Below are 15,928 nucleotides of genomic sequence, written 5' to 3' on the forward strand. Positions count from 1 at the left end.
GGGAAATAGGCCAAACGGAATTGGCCTGTGTTTTTTGCCCCGCAGCTCGGCATGGACGCCGAGACGTACACTCTTCAAGGAGGAAGCAATCATGTCTCTGGTTATCAATCACAACCTGATGGCCACGAATGCAGCGCGCAACCTGCGCTCTTCGTATGGCGACCTTGGCACCTCTGTCCGCCGTCTCTCCTCCGGCCTCCGGGTCGGCACGGCAGCTGACGATGCCGCCGGTCTGGCAATTCGCGAGCTCATGCGCGCGGACATCTCCGCCCTCAACCAAGGCGTGCGCAACGCCAACGACGCGATCAGCCTGATCCAGACGGCCGACGGCGCCCTGGGCGTTATCGATGAAAAGCTGATCCGCATGAAGGAACTGGCCGAGCAGGCCTCCACCGGTACCTACAACTCGGATCAGCGTCTGATCATCGACTCCGAGTATCAGGCCATGGCTTCGGAAATCACCCGTATCGCCAACGCCACGGACTTCAACGGCGTCTACCTGCTCAACGGCAACCTGTCTTCGAGCAGCCACGACGGCTCCGGTCTGCAGTCCACCGGCAAGATGAAGGTCCACTTCGGCACGGCCAACGACTCCGCCGAGGACTACTACTACATCCAGATCAACAGCGCGACCGCGTCGAGCCTGGGTGTGGGCAACCAGTCCGCCGAGGGCGACGGCTTCTCCATCTCCACGCAGGAAGGCGCGCAGAAGGCTCTCGTGGCCCTGGAAAACGCCATTGTCTCCAAGGACAAGATCCGCGCGAACCTGGGCGCTATGCAGAACCGCCTGCAGAACACCATCACCAACCTGGAGATCCAGTCCGAGAACCTGCAGGCCGCCGAGTCCCGCATCTCCGACGTGGACGTTTCCTCGGAGATGACGAACTTCGTGCGCAACCAGATCCTCACCCAGTCCGCAGTGGCCATGCTCTCGCAGGCCAACTCCCTGCCGCGGATGGCGATGCAGCTGCTGGGCGGTGGCTAGGCCATGGCCCGCGCTTCATAACACAATAAATCCTGGCCGGACCGCCTTTCGTGGCGGTCCGGCTGTACTCGTTCCATGGCACTGAGTTTGCAAAACATACCGGGAATCCCTTTCTCAAGGGAATATTCTACCCAGTAGGAGCATACAGCCATGGCTGACGATCTTCTTTCAGGACAAATAAACTTCACCGGTCTTGGCTCTGGAACCGACTTCCAGACCATGATCGATAAGCTCATCGAGATCGAGGGGACGCACAAGCGTAAGCTCGAGAACTGGAAGCAGGAGTGGGAGCTCAAGAACGAGGCCATCACGCATATCAACTCCGCCATGCTCGAGCTACGCACCACGCTCTCCAGCATGGACACCATGAACTCGTTCCTCACCAAGAACGTGGCCAGCACCAACGAAGGTGTGCTCACGGCTTCGGCCGACGCCGACGCCGAGGTGGCGACCCACTCCGTCCAGATAAAGCAACTCGCCAAAAACGCCATCATCGTTTCCAAGACAGGGTACGCCAACAAAGATGACAAGGTCGTCGGGTCCTCCAGCGAGCAGTTTGCATACTCCTACGCTGGCGAGGAATACGCCCTGGACGTCGCCGCGGGCACCACGCTCGAAGGGCTCGTCAACCTGATCAACAGTGATCCGGACAACCCCGGCGTGCGCGCCAGCCTGGTCAGCGACGGCAGCAACTACCACCTGCAGATTCGCGGGCTGGATCTCGGCTCCAACGCCTCGTTGTCCTTCAACGCCACCGCGTCCACCATGACCGACCCCGGCTTTGACGACGCCTCTGACTTTGAGACCACACAGGTCAACCAGAACGCCATGTTCAAGGTGGACGGCTGGCCTTCTGCCTCTGACGCCTGGATACAAACCGACTCCAACACCGTGTCCGACGTCATCGAAGGCATCACTCTGAACTTCAAAAGCACGGGCGACTCGCCGCCCACCGAAGTCCAGATATCCGTCGCCACCGACCTGGAGGGCGTCAGCGAAAACGTGCACACCTTCGTTGAAAAGGTTAACGAAGTCCGCAGCATGATGATGGAGCTCACCAAGTTTGACGATGTGGAGCAGCGAGGCTCCATCATGACGGGCAACTATGCCTTCCAGCTTGTGGACAGCCAGCTGAAGCAGGCATCTGCCGGTCTTGCCAAGGGTTTTATCCATTACGACGAAGGGCCGCCTCCGACTGGCGACTTCTACTCCACCCTGTCCCAGGTCGGCATTCTCACGGATGCGGAAAAAGGCTCCGCCACGGAAGGCCTGCTCGTCATCGATGAAGAGCTGCTCGCCGACACCCTGGCCTCGAATGTGGATGCGGTCGCCGCCCTCTTTGCCGCGGACAGCATTGGCGACCAGAAGGTCGATTCCGGCAACTTCAGCTACTACTCCCATCTGCTCGTGACCGAACCCGGCGCCTATGATGTGAAGTACGAGGTTTCGGGGGGGGCTATCACCTCCGCCTCCATTGCCGGCAGCACGGCCAAGGTGGACAACTCGGCAGGCACCATCACCGCCATGGACGGCCCGGCCAAGGGTCTGGTAATCAAGATCAACGACTTTCCCAACGATTCTTCGGGATCTGGTGTCATCCAGATCAAGCAGGGCAAGACCGGCGAGCTGGCCAATCTGCTCAAGCAGCTCACCAGCCAGGAATCCGGCCCCATGCACATTCTGGAGGATAACTACGACGACATCATCCAGAGCATCGACAAGAAAATCGACTACGAGACGGTCCGGCTGGACCGGATGGCCCGCGACCTGCGCAACAGGTTCGCCCGCCTCGAAGCCACTCTCGGCCAATACGATCAGATAAACACCTCGCTCGCCAGCCAGATCGGCCAGCTCAGCCAGAAATAAGCATTACGTACGGAGTCCTCATCCATGCAGAAGGCAGCGCAAGCCTACTTACAGACGCAAGTCTCCACGACCTCCCAGGGCGAGCTTCTGCTCATGCTCTACGACGGAGCCGTCAAGTTTCTGCGCCAGGCACAGGCGAAGATCCTCGAAAAGGATTACGCCCAAAAGGGCATCCTCATCTCCAAGGCGCTGGACATCATCGCCGAGCTGGACGGCAGCCTCAACGCCCAGAAGGGCGGGGAAATCGCGCAGAACCTGCACAACCTCTACTTCTACTGCAACACCCGCCTGCTGCTGGCCAACATGAACATGGACACCGCACTCGTCGACGAGGTTATCGACATCCTCTCCGGCCTGCGCTCCGCCTACTCGGAGATCATCGAAAAGCAGGGCGGCGCGCAGCCTGCGCCCCAGGCGGCACCCAGGCAGTCTGGTCCGCGGCCTCCAGTGCTGCTCAACAAGGACGGCGCCGACAATGACGCCGCTCCGGCCTCGGAGCAAGCTCAGCCCCAGCGCGGCCAATCGCCTCTGGAATCCCTGGCCACGCACATCGCCCGCAACCCAGCTCCGGCCAAGGCCCCTGCCGCTCCGTCAGCGCCGAAACAGGCTCCTGCAAAGCAGGCCGCCCCGGATGCACCGGCAAAATCGGCCGCCCCGGACGTCAACCAGGACGCCGCGCCTGCGCAGGTCGCCGAAGTCAACGGACAGGGAGCCGCCGCAGCGCCGCAGCAGGCCCAGCAGCCGGAAGAGCAGCCCCAACCGGCCGCGCCGAGCCCCAACAGAGGCCGCCTGCTGGCCGGGGCGTCCATCTACAAGAAGATGGCCTCGCAATCCAACTAGAGCCGAGCTGAAAAAGCCGGGCTTCAGCAGTTAAAGAATTCCCCGCTTCTGACCGAGTAGTTTATTAGAACTACGAACCTGGTCCAGGAGCGAACCATGGATGGGATATTCGAGGTCGGGCCCGGCACCCTGCCGATAGAAGCTCACGTTGCGCAACCTGCCCCTGTCGGTGATTTCCCCCAAAAGAGCGGGAAGGAGTCGAGTGCTTCCGCGCCCGGCGGCGATACCGTTGAAATATCCAATGCAGGACGCGAACTGCTTGCAGCCGCTCCGGTCCCTGAGAACGCTCACGAGCCCGTCACCGACATCCCGCTCGGTGTTGAGCATCTAGAGGACACCGGACCCGTCGCCGTTGGAGCTGATCAGGAGTTCGAACTCGGGGATTCCATTGCCGAGATGACGACACGCTCCGGACGACGCGTGACCATACACGGCATCAATGGGAGTGCGGGCGACGAATCCCAGTCAGCCAAGTTCATGCTTTCCATTGCAGGGGCCGAGGGAGAAGCAGAGCAGCGCTATCTTGTCTCCAGCAGCACGATCGTCAACGAGGATGAATCCGGAGCGCTGCACATAGAAGCATTTGGAAGTTCAAGCGCGACTTCCGGGGACGATTTCATCGTCCTCCTCAACGATTATTACAGATCCATTGAAAGCGGCGACGGAGATGACGTTGTCGTGGCTCTCGAAGGCACCTCCCAGAACATCAGCACAGGCGCCGGCAACGACACCGTCATACTCACCTCGGCGTATAACGGATCAATCGACACGGGAAGCGGCGACGACTACATCAAAGCCAAGACGATCCGGAATGGAAACATCCAGACAGGCGCCGGCAACGATGTCATTACCGCCGACAGCCTGGGCAACGGCATAAGCGGCAATACCTCCCTCACTGTTGATACCGGCTCCGGCAACGACACGATCCAGGCAAACACCATCGCCACCACCATGGGCGGCAACGCCGAGGTGGACATCGATATGGGCGAGGGCAACGATACCATCAGCGCCAGCTACATGGGCGGCTTCTCCAGCGGAAACGCCATATTCCGACTGCATACCGGATCGGGCGACGACCGCATTTCCAGCTCCTATCTGGGCGTCATGAACGAAGGAAACGTCCTGGTCGATGCAGACACCGGCGCGGGCCGGGATTCGGCAGACATCAGCTGGCTCGGCTCACTGTCCGGTGGAAACTCGGAAGTCAACCTGAGCATGGGCAGGGACAACGACAAGCTGTCCGCATCATGGATTGGGGCCGGACTCTCGGACAATGCAAGCGTGAACGTCGACATGGGCGACGGGGATGATTCCGTCGACAGCAGTTGGGTGAGCGCAATAACAGGCGGAAACGCGCAAGTGAATCTGAGCTTGGGCAACGGTAACGACAGATTCACCAGCTCGTGGGTCGGGTTCGGCATGAGCGGCAATGCCCAGGTCAACGTCTCCACCGGGGACGGCAACGACTTCGTGCGCATCCACTGGCTCGGCACGGAGCTTGCCGGCAATGCCAAGGTGAACCTGGACACCGGCGCCGGGGACGACTCGGTGTACGCTGATTGGATCGGTACCTTTCTGGCGGGCAACTCCCAGGTGAACATAACGACTGGGACTGGCAACGATTCCCTGTCCGCGACCCACATTGCAACCGACCTGATCGAAAATTCCTCGGTGAATATCGATACCGGCGACGGCGACGACCGGTTGTATGCTTCTGTTGTTGGCAACCAACTGCTCGGCAATGCCCGGTTGCATGTGGACATGGGGAATGGCAACGACCAGCTGGCTTTTGGCGAGCTTGGCAGGGAATCACGCGGCGAGTCAGGGTTCTCCATCAACATGGGGGCGGGATCTGACTCCAAGCATGTCGCGCAGATGTACGCAAAAGCCAGTGCCGATGCCGGCGACGAAGCAGCAGCGCAAAAGACGGGGACGGATATCGCCGCGTAGCTGCCACACGCTGTCGTCTTGCCACGCATTCTGAAGCGCCGCGGATACGCCGGCTCGGCATGCGACATCCAGTGGGCGCGCTCTTGAGCGGCCAATGCTGCATTCTGCGGTAACCGTCTGCGCAAGCGCCTTTCCCTCACCCCGCCACAGTCCTGTCCAGTAGTGCCCTCTCTTTCCTGCCCTCCTGGCATGTCCAGTATGCGCAAAAGGTTGCGCTTCCCTGCGTTTTGAGGGCACCATCACGGCCATGGTGCATGCCGCGCGGCGCGCGCAACTATTCCGCGAGTACACCCGCCAGGTGCTTGCGTTCCGCCTAGGCTCCGGTCAGGTGGCTCCATCCGCACAGTTAGCAACCTCTGCCGCTCCTCGTACCACGGCGGATCGCGCGATGCGCATGCTTACGCAGACCGGGCGTTCCCGCCTGCTGGTGCTGGGTTTTGGCGACGGCAGCCTTGCGCGGGAGCTGGCCGCGCCTGGAGTCCTGCCGCCGGGCGCCGAGTTCACGGTCTGCGACGCCGACCCGGACCGCGTCCGCGCCGTGCTCGATACGGACCCAAATGGCCAGCCGTGCCTGCCCGACTGGGCCGATCCGGACGGACGCCGCCACCTGCTGGTGGACGCTTCGCCCCACGCTCTGTTCCTGCTCCTGGCTCTGTCCGGCTACGGCACGGACACGGCCGTGATCATGCAGAACCCGACCGCGCATCAATCTCCAGGGCCTTCATCGAACGCCCTGCGCGACCTGCGCCGGCTGCTGGCCTCTGCGCGCCGCCAGCCCATTCCAGAAAAGCCGGCGCCCGCACCGCCTGTGCTGGCCGCCATCCTCCATCCGCAGGAGCCGGCCCTGGACGAGTTCTTCGCCCAGACACCGGCGTGGGCCCGGCAGTGGGTGGTGACCTGGGATGCTCCCGAGATTCCCGAGGAGGCTGCGCGGCTGGCCGATGCGCACTCGTGCGCTCTGATACGCCACATCGCCCGGCCCCTGAACGGTGACTTTGCGGCCCAGCGCAACGCCTGCCTCGACGCCGTAGATGGCGGCCATGTGCTGTTCCTGGACGGCGACGAACGGCTCGATGCGGCGTCCTGGGCGCTCATCCCCCGCCTGGCGGCCATGGACATCGCCGGCTGGCATCTGCCGCGGCGCACGCTCTACCCGGACGCCGACCACTGCAAGGTAGGCTACGGCCTCTGGCCGGACATGCAGCTTCGCCTCCTCCGCGTCGACCCTGGCGTGCGCTTCGAGCGGCCCGTGCACGAGCGCGCGGCCGGGCTCACCGGCCCCACGGCCATCGCCCCGGCCGTGTCCATCATCCATCTGTCCCGGCTGCTCAAGAGCCCGGAGCTGCTGAGCGCCAAGCTGGCGGTCTTCGACCGGGCCGGCAGCGGTGTGCGCCACCGTCTGGCCAAGGAGTACCCCACCCTGTCCTGCTCTCTGCTCGACGATATCGCCGCTTCATGGCATGATGCTGTGCTTGTCCTGGGCTCCGATCACGCCTAGAACGAGCGCCAACCCCCAGCAAGGAGACGCTATCCGTGGCTTTTCATCTTGGCGTTTGCCAGATACCCGTCTACCAGAAACGCGCGCCCCTTCTGGCCCAGCTCGCCAAGGCGCTGAAGCACCTGCCTGAAAACGAGAACGGCGGCACGCGCGGCCTGCTCGCCCTGCCCGAGATATTTTACGGCGGCTTCGACTACGCCAACAGCGAGGAGCTGGCGGCAGAGACGCCTTCCCTGCTCGCCGATCTCCACGCCTTCTCCCGCGAGAACCGCGTGGCCCTGGCCGGCAGCCTGTGGGATAAAGGCAACGGCGGCCTGTACAACGCCATGTACGTGCTCGACCCCAAGGCCGAGGCGCCGGTCTGCGTCCACCGCAAGCAACATTTGTTTCCGCAGACCAAGGAAGAGGATCACTTCATTCCCGGCCCGATTCCGCCTACAGTCTACGAGATCGAGGGCATCCGCTTCGGCTTCGCCATCTGCTTCGAGATCCGCTTTCCGGAGCTCTTCCGCCACCAGAACGAACGCGGCGTGGACTGCTTCGTGGTCTCCTCCCAGTGGCCGCTCAAGCGGCTGATGCACATCAGCCCCCTGTTGCGCTCGCGGGCCATCGAGAACCAGTGCTTCGTGCTCTCCTGCAACGGCTGCGGCTGGACGCCCCTGGGAGAGCTGGCCGGCCACTCCTGCCTGATCTCACCGTGGGGCGAGCTGCTCTTCGGCTGCCATGACGAGGAAGACCTGCGGGCCGCGCCGTACGACAGCGCCTTGCTGGAGCGCGCTCGCCGATTGTTCAACACCAGACGTTCTCCGTTCTACCCGGTGGAGAATTCCTCCATAGTTTCTTGATCACCAGGGACGGAAGACGTAGTATACTGGAATAACGATGCAACGATGCGAATGCCGGGTGTCTCGACACCCGAGTGTCGCAACGCTACCTCGAGGATACTCAACTCATGAAGATAGTATGCCCCGAATGCGGTTTTGCCCGGGAGCTCCCTGAAGATAAAATTCCACCGACGGCGCAGGTGGCCACGTGTCCCAAGTGCCGCCACAAGTTCAAATTCCGCGAGCTGCCGCAGGAGCAGCCCATACACTTCGAGGACGAGCCCCCCACCGCGCCCGACAGCCCCAGGGAAACGCCTCCGCCGCTGTACGAAGATTCTGACCGGCAGCCTGAGGATGCGCCGCTCACGCCGGACGACGGCGAGGACGACGATATCTACTACCCGGAGCCCGACGAGCAGCCTGCCGGACAGGAAGCCCGCGAGATACCTACTCCGGAGCCCGAAGATCCGGAGCTCCACGGTCAGACTGGCTCCGGCGAAGGCGGCAAGTCCGACGGCGACATCTGGAACCGCCTGGAAAGCATGGGCGACTTCCGCCCGGCTACGTCCGGACGCATCCGCCGCGCCGCAGGGCAATCCAGCGAGAGAGTGACCCCGCCGTGGGAGAACCTCCAGGAGCACGGCTTTTTCGGCGGTCTGGCAAAGACCGTCCGGCTGGCAATGTTCAAGGCGCCCAAGTTCTTCTCCAGCATGAAGGTGGGCAGTGGCATCATGAAGCCCATGATCTTCTACCTGCTGCTTTCGGAGTTCTATGCCATCATCCAGTACATGTGGGACATGCTCGGCCTGTACAGCGACCAGATGGGTGGCGGACTGGATCAGCAGCTCGGGCAGATGGGCTCCAACCCCATGGGCGGGCTGGACTCCCTCGGCATCACACCTGCGCTCACACTACTGCTCTATCCGGCAATCTTCGCCCTGATGATCCTGCTGTCGTCCGGTCTCACCCACGTGTTTCTGACCCTTTTCCGCGCCGCATCCTCGGGGTTCGAGGGCACGTTCCGCGCAGCCACCTACGGCTCCGCCCCCCTCGTTCTCGCGGTCATTCCGGTGGTTGGTCCCGGCGTGTCCATGGTCTGGAGTCTTGTGATCACTATCATTGGATACAAGAACGTCCACCAAACGACGTACCCCCGCGTCATCCTCGCCCTGGTCACACCTCTGGTGCTGCTATTCATGCTGGCCGTCATTCTTGTCTCCACCGGCATAATGGTTCAGGTATGATGTGGAGGATTCGTACATGTTCAAGTGGTTGAAAACAAAGCTCAAAGAACACAGCGAACGCCGGCGCATCGCTCGCGAGATAGAGCCCGAGTCCTTCCGCTCCCTTGCTCGCGAGCTGCGCGACCTGGCTGTCATCGCCCAACGCCTTTGGCCCCGCCAGCACAAGTTCTACGCCAAGATCAAACGCATCCAGGCGGAAATGGAGCAGCTGGACAAACTCGCCTCCAAGCCGGAGTTCCGCCGCCTTTCCCCGCAAAAGCGAATGCAGCTCCGCCAGAGCCTCATCCAGTCGCGCGACCAGCTCATCGAAACGGTGCAGACCGCTCCCTCGCCCACGTCCATGCTCCAGTAGACGCATCGCTTTCCGCTGGCGCGGAAATTGCTTCCATTACGGCGTGCGCCCAGGGCCATTTCGGCTCCGGGCATTGCTAGCCGGATGTTCCGGACTGTTCATGCTGTATACCAAGGAGGCACCCGTCATGTTTCCGGCGCGCGTCACCATCACGCTCCTCGCCCTTTTCGCCGCGCTGCTCGTTTCCGGCTGCGGCGTTTCCGCCGACTACGATATCGCCAGCACCCCGATTTTGACCACCGAGGAATGGGTGCAACGGCCCTACGAGCCAGCCATATACGTCCAGCCGGCCGAGCTTCCTACGCGGCCCCTCACCGCAGTCTTCATCCCCTTCCGCATGCAGCAGGCCATGAACAACGGCCCGTATTATGCGCGCGAGGTCTCCCGCTACGTCTTCGAAATCTGGGCGCGCGAGCGCATCTTCCCGGTCTTCGAGTTCCTGGAAAACCAGCGTTTCACGGGCCAGGCCAACGCCATTGCCCTGGCGCGGGCCAAGGGCGCTGATCTTGCCGTGACAGGCTCCGTCCAGCAGCTCATGGCCGGCGGTTCGGCCGGCAGGAGCGAGCTTTCCATGCGCCTGGAGATCTACGACGCCTACAACGGCCAGCTGCTCTGGTCCATTTCCGACGCCGGCTCCATGCAGCCCGAGGCCACCAAGGATTTCGTGCTCTTCCTCAAGCGGTCCTCCATGCCCAACGATCCGCTCTACGCCGTCAGCGCCTCCCTGGCGTACTCCATGAGCCACCCCGTCAAAAAGTGGATACAAAAAGGCCTGGAGAAGCAGCTCGCCATGGAGCGCAAGGAAGGCTCCACGCTGGACGATGCGCCCTCCCAGAGTGAGAACGGGCAGGAGCCGCAGGGACAGGACTTCCAGAGCGGCGACACGGGCCGCATTCCCGTGACCGAAAGCCTGCTCTGATCCCGCTGCAAAGAACCCTCTTTTTCCAACACCCGGCGCGCTACGGTCCGCCGGGTGTTGGAAAGCTGACATCCCCACCGTTTTCCTTTCCAGTCCTGCCAGAACGCTGTCGAAAAAGTTCTCACGGCAGGCGGCTTAATCATCTCGCCGGCAAGGCGCAAGAAACGTTCAAGACTGACGCGCAGAAAAGATACGCGGGGCCTGAACTTTTGACAGCAGCGCAGCCCGCGGAAGGTTCTCGACAGCCTGCCAGAAGCCGGCCTTGCCATGCCGGCCCCAGTCCTTATATTGGTTGTGCAAAACACAATGGCGCAAACCCTGTATCCATGCCAGATTCCGGTGCAATCCTTTTTCCTGTCCTTGAGCCGCCGTTTCTGGTACAGGACTGACCTCGTCGACGCATAGATTCGCCCGGCGAAGCCACACCCAAACGCAAGGTAGACTCATGATAGGTATTTCCAAGCTCTATTGCGGCCAGGTCGAGCCCTCGGACGCGCTCCGCTACGGCCGCGACTCCGGCAATCTCCCTTCCCATCTGCTCCAGTTCTCCAAGGACAAGAAGCCCGTGGTCGTGTGGAACATGACCCGCCGCTGCAACCTGAAGTGCGTGCACTGCTACGCCAAGGCCCTGGAAGAAGACGGCCGCGACGCCATTTCCACCGAGCAGGGCAAGGAGATCATCCGCGACCTCGCCCAGTTCGGCGCGCCGGTCATGCTCTTCTCCGGCGGCGAGCCCCTGGTGCGCAAGGACCTCACCGAGCTGGCCAACTACGCGGTCGAGAAAGGCATGCGCGCGGTCATCTCCACCAACGGTACGCTGATCACCAAGGAAAAGGCCCGCGAGCTCAAGGAAGTCGGCCTTTCCTACGTGGGCATCTCCATGGACGGCGGCCGCGAGATCCACGACAAATTCCGCGGCGTGGCCGGCTCCTTTGACAAGGCCATGGAAGGTATCGAGAACTGCCAGAACGAGGGCCTCAAGGTGGGCCTGCGCTTCACCATCAACAAGCGCAACGCCCAGGAAATTCCGCTGCTCTTCGACCTTATCCGCGAGCGCGAGATTCCCCGCATCTGCTTCTACCACCTCGTCTACTCCGGCCGCGGCTCCGAGCTCATCAAGGAAGACCTGGGCCACAAGGAAACCCGCGACGTGGTCGACCTGATCATGGACAAGACCCGCGAGCTGCACGACGCCGGCATGCCCAAGGAAGTGCTCACCGTGGACAACCACGCCGACGGCCCCCACGTCTACTTCCGCCTGCTGCGCGAGGACCCCGAGCGCGCCGCGGAGGTCATGGAGCTTCTGTCCTTCAACGAGGGCAACAACTCTGGCCGCGGCATCGGCTGCATCTCCTGGGACGGCCAGGTGCACGCCGACCAGTTCTGGCGCAACCACACCTTCGGCAACGTGCTGGAGCGGCCTTTCTCAGAAATCTGGATGGACGAGAACCTGGAGCTCCTGCCCCAGCTCAAGGACAAGCGCCAGCATGTGAAGGGACGCTGCCGCGAGTGCCGCTTCCTGGACATCTGCGGCGGCAACTTCCGCGCCCGCGCCGAGGCTTACTACGGTGACGTCTGGGCCGAGGATCCGGCCTGCTATCTGACCGACGAGGAAATCAGCCGAGGAGAGTAGCCATGGAATGCCAATTCCATCGTGGGCGCCGCCTCCGCCGTACCGAGACGCTCCGCGCCATGTTCCGGGAAACGCGGCTTACCGCCAGCGACCTGGTTCAGCCGTACTTCGTGCTTGAGCACGAAAACCCCGAGGTCGAAAAGCCCATCGGCTCCATGCCGGGGCAGTACCAGCTCGGCCTCTCGGCGCTTGTGGAGACCGTGCGCAAGGCCGTGGACACGGGTCTGCAGTCCGTCCTGCTCTTCGGCATTCCCAAGGAAAAGGATGAGCGCGGCTCCCAGGCCTATGCCGAGGAAGGCATTGTCCAGCAGGCCGTGCGCGAGCTCAAGGAGACCTTCCCCGAGCTCGTGGTCGTCACCGACGTCTGCCTGTGCGAGTACACCTCCCACGGCCACTGCGGCCTCATCCGCAACGGCGAGGTGCAGAACGACCCCACCCTGGAGCTGATCGCCCGCACGGCGCTTTCCCATGCCCGCTCCGGCGCGGACATCGTGGCGCCCTCCGATATGATGGACGGCCGCGTGGCGGCCATCCGCGATATCCTGGACAAGGACGGCTACAGCCACGTGCCCATCATCTCCTACGCGGTCAAGTACGCCTCGTCCTTCTACGGCCCGTTCCGCGAGGCTGCCGAGTCCACCCCCTCGTTCGGCGACCGCCGCAGCTACCAGATGGACGTGGCCAATGCGCGCGAGGGTCTGCGCGAGGCAACTGCCGACCTGGACGAGGGCGCAGACGCCCTGATGGTCAAGCCGGCCCTGCCCTACCTGGACATCCTGCGCGACCTGCGCGAGCGTTTCGACTGCCCCCTGGCCGCCTACCAGGTCAGCGGCGAGTTCTCCATGATCAAGGCCGCAGCCAAGGAAGGCTGGCTCGATCCCATCGCCACCGCCCTGGAATCGCTCACGGCCATCAAGCGCGCCGGCGCCGACCTCATCTTCAGCTACTTTACCACCGAGCTTCTGGAAAAGGAGCTCATACCCTTACGGTAACACATGGCTCCCGACACAAAGGATTCCGCACAACAGACGCATGCCCACGCCGCCGGACATCCCGGCGGCCACGCCGGAGAGCATCCCGGTTCGAAGCTCCAGGGCCATCCCCACGGCAAGGGCGGACCACCCGCCGCCATTGACGACGAAGGCACGCCTGCCTGCCGGCTCATCGCCTGGGAGGTCACGCGCTCCTGCAACCTGGCCTGCGTGCACTGCCGCGCCGAGGCGCACATGGAGCCGTATCCGGGCGAGCTCTCCACCGAGGAATGCAAGGCGCTCATCGACACCTTCCCCCAGGTGGGCGACCCCATCATCATCTTCACCGGTGGCGAGCCCCTGCTACGCGAGGACATCTTCGAGCTCGTGTCCTACGCCAACAACAAGGGCCTGCGCTGCGTCATGGCGCCCAACGGCACCCTGATCACGCCGGAGAACGCGCGCCAAATCAGGGAATCGGGCATCCAGCGCTGCTCCATCTCCATCGACGGCCCAAATGCCGCCAGCCACGACCCCTTCCGTGGGGGCGAGGGCGCTTTCGACGCCGCTCTGCGCGGCATCCAGTATCTCAAGGATGCCGGCATGGAGTTCCAGATCAACACCACGGTCACTCGCAACAACATGCACAACTTCAAGGAGATATTCCACCTGGCCGAGGACCTCGGCGCTGCAGCGTGGCATATCTTCATGCTGGTGCCCACGGGCCGCGCCGCCTCCATCCGCGAGGAGGTCATCGGCGCCGAAGAATATGAGCAGGTGCTCAACTGGTTCTACGACTTCCGCAAGACCACGAAAATGCACCTGAAGGCCACCTGCGCGCCCCATTACTACCGCATCATGCGCCAGCGCGCGTCCGAGGAAGGCGTCTCCGTCTCGCGCGAGAACTTCGGCATGGACGCCATGACCCGCGGTTGCCTGGGCGGCACCGGCTTCTGCTTCATCTCCCACACCGGCCAGGTGCAGCCCTGCGGCTACCTGGACCTGGACTGCGGCCAGATCAAGGAGACGCCTTTCCCCGAGATCTGGAAGAACTCCGTACCGTTCAAGAAGTTCCGCAACCCCAAGGACTACGAGGGCAAGTGCGGCCCGTGCGAGTTCCACCGCGTGTGTGGCGGCTGCCGCGCCCGCGCCCAGACCATGCGCGGCAACTACATGGCCGAGGAGCCCCTCTGCTCCTACACGCCCAAGAAGCTCCGCCACGACAGCGAGTAACGCGCCGAACCACTGCCCGGATTTGACGCGCCACTCGCGACAGCTTTCAGGTCATCTGAACACGAACCCACTTGGATCACGCTATGGACTCCTACGACAAGAAGATCCTCGACCGCATCCAGTCTGGCTTCCCCCTGGCGCCGCGGCCCTACCAGGTCCTCGGCGACGAGATCGGCATGACCGAGGCCGAGGTGCTGGCTCGGGTGCGCGCCCTGCGCGGCCGAGGCATCATCCGCCGCATCGGCGCCAACTTCCAGTCCAAGAAGCTGGGCTTCCGCTCCACCCTCTGCGCCGCCCACGTGCCCCAGGAAAAGCTGGAGTCCTTTGTGGACACCGTCAACGCGTACGTCGGCGTGACGCACAACTATCAGCGCGACCACTACTACAACGTCTGGTTCACCTTCATCGGCCCGTCCTGGGACGCCGTGTGCGACACCCTGGCCGAGATCAGCGCAAAGACCGGCATCGAGGTGCTCAACATGCCTGCCGAGCGGCTCTACAAGATCAAGGTCGAGTTCAAGATGGAGGACGACGAGGAGTAGCGATTCTCCACCATACCGGGGGACGCTGTCCCCCACGCCCCCTGCCGGGGACCACTGGTCCCCGGACCCCAATTTTGGGTCCAGGGAGCAATGCTCCCTGGTGGGAGCGCGAGGGCTAAGCCCTCGCATCGCCAACCCCACAGAAAAAACGCCCCGATGCCGAGCCGGCATCGGGGCGTTTTTATTTTTTAAGAGAGCGAAGGTGAGTATGCCCTAGCGCATTTTCGTCTTGAAGCAAGACTCCCATCTGAAACAATTCCTATTGTTTCAGATAAATGCATAAGAGCATCTAAACCTTTTCAAGGTTAATATGCTCTAGAAGCCGAAACCACCGCCATCGGCGCCGGAGGAGCCGAAGCCGAAGTCGTCCGGCACGCCGGCTTCTTCTTCCGCCTCGGGTTCCACGGCGGCATTGGCCTCGCCAGCCTCGGCAGCGGCACCGGCGGCAGCGCCGACAGGCACGGACGCCACGGCGTCTTTGAGCGCCTTGGTGACGATGTCCTTGATGGTGTCGTTGAGCTCATCCTCGGCGACCGGGAGCTTGCCGGCGAACTCGGCGATCTGCCCGGCCTGCTCGGCCTTTTCGGCCTCAAGGGCTTCGATCTTGGAGTTCAGCTGCTCCACTTCCTTCTCAAGCTTCTCGGCCTTGCCCACGTAGGGCTCCAGCTCTTCCACCTTGGCTTCGAGCTCGGCCACCCTGGCAGCCTGCTCCTTGACGGTCGCATCGTTGCTGCGCAGCGTATCGAGCACCACATTGATGGGCGCCATTTCGCTCTCGGGGATGGGAGCGATGGACACGTTGTCGCCGCCCAGCTTCTTGGACTGGCTGGCGATCCACTTCTCGTAGATCTCGCTCTCTTCGAACTCGACATCGATGAGTCCGGGGAGCTTGCTCATGAGCCAGGCTTTGGCCAGCGGCTGGACCACGCTTTCTTCCTCGGCGTTCAGATCACGCTGGGTCAGGAAGGCGAGCAGGTCGGACACTTCGCCGCCGCTCTTGCCAGCCATGAGGGCCAGGATGGACTCCATCTTGATCACCCTGCGTCCTTCGTCAGACATAACGGCCTCCAT

The 15,928-nt window shown here is 62.7% G+C and carries 14 protein-coding genes; 13 read left to right on the plus strand and 1 reads right to left on the minus strand.

Features of this window, described 5'->3' with window-relative positions:
- Positions 1 to 91: 91 nt before the first annotated feature.
- The 13 genes from E8L03_RS09615 (at position 92) to ahbA (ending at position 14,857) form a co-directional block, all read left to right on the plus strand.
- The gene (locus E8L03_RS09615; RefSeq protein ID WP_144233439.1) at positions 92 to 985 is read left to right on the plus strand and encodes a flagellin N-terminal helical domain-containing protein; all 894 of its coding nucleotides are present in this window, start codon (positions 92 to 94) and stop codon (positions 983 to 985) included.
- A gap of 150 nt (positions 986 to 1,135) precedes the next feature.
- Complete coding sequence (fliD, locus tag E8L03_RS09620; protein WP_171267224.1) at positions 1,136 to 2,851, plus strand: flagellar filament capping protein FliD; 1,716 nt, start codon at positions 1,136 to 1,138, stop codon at positions 2,849 to 2,851.
- Positions 2,852 to 2,875: 24 nt separating this feature from the next.
- Entirely contained in the window at positions 2,876 to 3,691 is an 816-nt protein-coding gene (fliS, locus tag E8L03_RS09625) for a flagellar export chaperone FliS (protein ID WP_171267225.1), read from the plus strand.
- A 96-nt stretch (positions 3,692 to 3,787) separates the two neighbouring features.
- The gene (locus tag E8L03_RS09630; protein ID WP_171267226.1) at positions 3,788 to 5,641 is read left to right on the plus strand and encodes an autotransporter outer membrane beta-barrel domain-containing protein; all 1,854 of its coding nucleotides are present in this window, start codon (positions 3,788 to 3,790) and stop codon (positions 5,639 to 5,641) included.
- 388 nt (positions 5,642 to 6,029) lie between these two features.
- On the plus strand, positions 6,030 to 7,139 hold the full coding sequence (locus tag E8L03_RS09635) for a glycosyl transferase family 2 (RefSeq protein ID WP_171267227.1): 1,110 nt from the start codon (positions 6,030 to 6,032) through the stop codon (positions 7,137 to 7,139).
- A gap of 35 nt (positions 7,140 to 7,174) precedes the next feature.
- Positions 7,175 to 7,984: a nitrilase-related carbon-nitrogen hydrolase gene (locus E8L03_RS09640; RefSeq protein ID WP_171267228.1), complete on the plus strand. Its 810-nt coding sequence runs from the start codon at positions 7,175 to 7,177 to the stop codon at positions 7,982 to 7,984.
- Between the two features lie 107 nt (positions 7,985 to 8,091).
- Positions 8,092 to 9,207, plus strand: coding sequence for a zinc-ribbon domain-containing protein (locus E8L03_RS09645; protein WP_144233433.1), 1,116 nt, complete (start codon positions 8,092 to 8,094; stop codon positions 9,205 to 9,207).
- A 16-nt stretch (positions 9,208 to 9,223) separates the two neighbouring features.
- Entirely contained in the window at positions 9,224 to 9,559 is a 336-nt protein-coding gene (locus E8L03_RS09650; protein ID WP_144233432.1) for a hypothetical protein, read from the plus strand.
- 127 nt (positions 9,560 to 9,686) lie between these two features.
- Positions 9,687 to 10,478: a hypothetical protein gene (locus tag E8L03_RS09655; protein ID WP_216367959.1), complete on the plus strand. Its 792-nt coding sequence runs from the start codon at positions 9,687 to 9,689 to the stop codon at positions 10,476 to 10,478.
- Between the two features lie 445 nt (positions 10,479 to 10,923).
- The gene (gene ahbC / locus E8L03_RS09660; RefSeq protein ID WP_144233430.1) at positions 10,924 to 12,111 is read left to right on the plus strand and encodes a 12,18-didecarboxysiroheme deacetylase; all 1,188 of its coding nucleotides are present in this window, start codon (positions 10,924 to 10,926) and stop codon (positions 12,109 to 12,111) included.
- 2 nt (positions 12,112 to 12,113) lie between these two features.
- Entirely contained in the window at positions 12,114 to 13,103 is a 990-nt protein-coding gene (hemB, locus tag E8L03_RS09665) for a porphobilinogen synthase (protein ID WP_144233429.1), read from the plus strand.
- 3 nt (positions 13,104 to 13,106) lie between these two features.
- A complete protein-coding gene (gene ahbD / locus E8L03_RS09670) occupies positions 13,107 to 14,315 on the plus strand; it encodes a heme b synthase (RefSeq protein ID WP_171267230.1) in 1,209 nt (402 codons plus the stop codon).
- Positions 14,316 to 14,398: 83 nt separating this feature from the next.
- On the plus strand, positions 14,399 to 14,857 hold the full coding sequence (gene ahbA / locus E8L03_RS09675; RefSeq protein WP_144233427.1) for a siroheme decarboxylase subunit alpha: 459 nt from the start codon (positions 14,399 to 14,401) through the stop codon (positions 14,855 to 14,857).
- Between the two features lie 315 nt (positions 14,858 to 15,172).
- Here ahbA and E8L03_RS09680 read toward each other — a convergent pair whose 3' ends face one another.
- Positions 15,173 to 15,916, minus strand: a complete 744-nt coding sequence (locus E8L03_RS09680; protein ID WP_171267231.1) for a hypothetical protein — start codon at positions 15,914 to 15,916, stop codon at positions 15,173 to 15,175.
- Positions 15,917 to 15,928: the final 12 nt, after the last annotated feature.

Source organism: Oceanidesulfovibrio marinus (genome assembly GCF_013085545.1).
Classification (GTDB): Bacteria; Desulfobacterota; Desulfovibrionia; order Desulfovibrionales; family Desulfovibrionaceae; genus Oceanidesulfovibrio; species Oceanidesulfovibrio marinus.

Coding starts and splice junctions, on each gene's coding strand:
- E8L03_RS09615 (WP_144233439.1), top strand. CDS start 92: ATGTCTCTGGTTATCAATCACAACCTGATGGCCACGAATGCAGCGCGC.
- fliD (WP_171267224.1), top strand. CDS start 1,136: ATGGCTGACGATCTTCTTTCAGGACAAATAAACTTCACCGGTCTTGGC.
- fliS (WP_171267225.1), top strand. CDS start 2,876: ATGCAGAAGGCAGCGCAAGCCTACTTACAGACGCAAGTCTCCACGACC.
- E8L03_RS09630 (WP_171267226.1), top strand. CDS start 3,788: ATGGATGGGATATTCGAGGTCGGGCCCGGCACCCTGCCGATAGAAGCT.
- E8L03_RS09635 (WP_171267227.1), top strand. CDS start 6,030: ATGCGCATGCTTACGCAGACCGGGCGTTCCCGCCTGCTGGTGCTGGGT.
- E8L03_RS09645 (WP_144233433.1), top strand. CDS start 8,092: ATGAAGATAGTATGCCCCGAATGCGGTTTTGCCCGGGAGCTCCCTGAA.
- E8L03_RS09650 (WP_144233432.1), top strand. CDS start 9,224: ATGTTCAAGTGGTTGAAAACAAAGCTCAAAGAACACAGCGAACGCCGG.
- E8L03_RS09655 (WP_216367959.1), top strand. CDS start 9,687: ATGTTTCCGGCGCGCGTCACCATCACGCTCCTCGCCCTTTTCGCCGCG.
- ahbC (WP_144233430.1), top strand. CDS start 10,924: ATGATAGGTATTTCCAAGCTCTATTGCGGCCAGGTCGAGCCCTCGGAC.
- hemB (WP_144233429.1), top strand. CDS start 12,114: ATGGAATGCCAATTCCATCGTGGGCGCCGCCTCCGCCGTACCGAGACG.
- ahbD (WP_171267230.1), top strand. CDS start 13,107: ATGGCTCCCGACACAAAGGATTCCGCACAACAGACGCATGCCCACGCC.
- ahbA (WP_144233427.1), top strand. CDS start 14,399: ATGGACTCCTACGACAAGAAGATCCTCGACCGCATCCAGTCTGGCTTC.
- E8L03_RS09680 (WP_171267231.1), bottom strand. CDS start 15,916: ATGTCTGACGAAGGACGCAGGGTGATCAAGATGGAGTCCATCCTGGCC.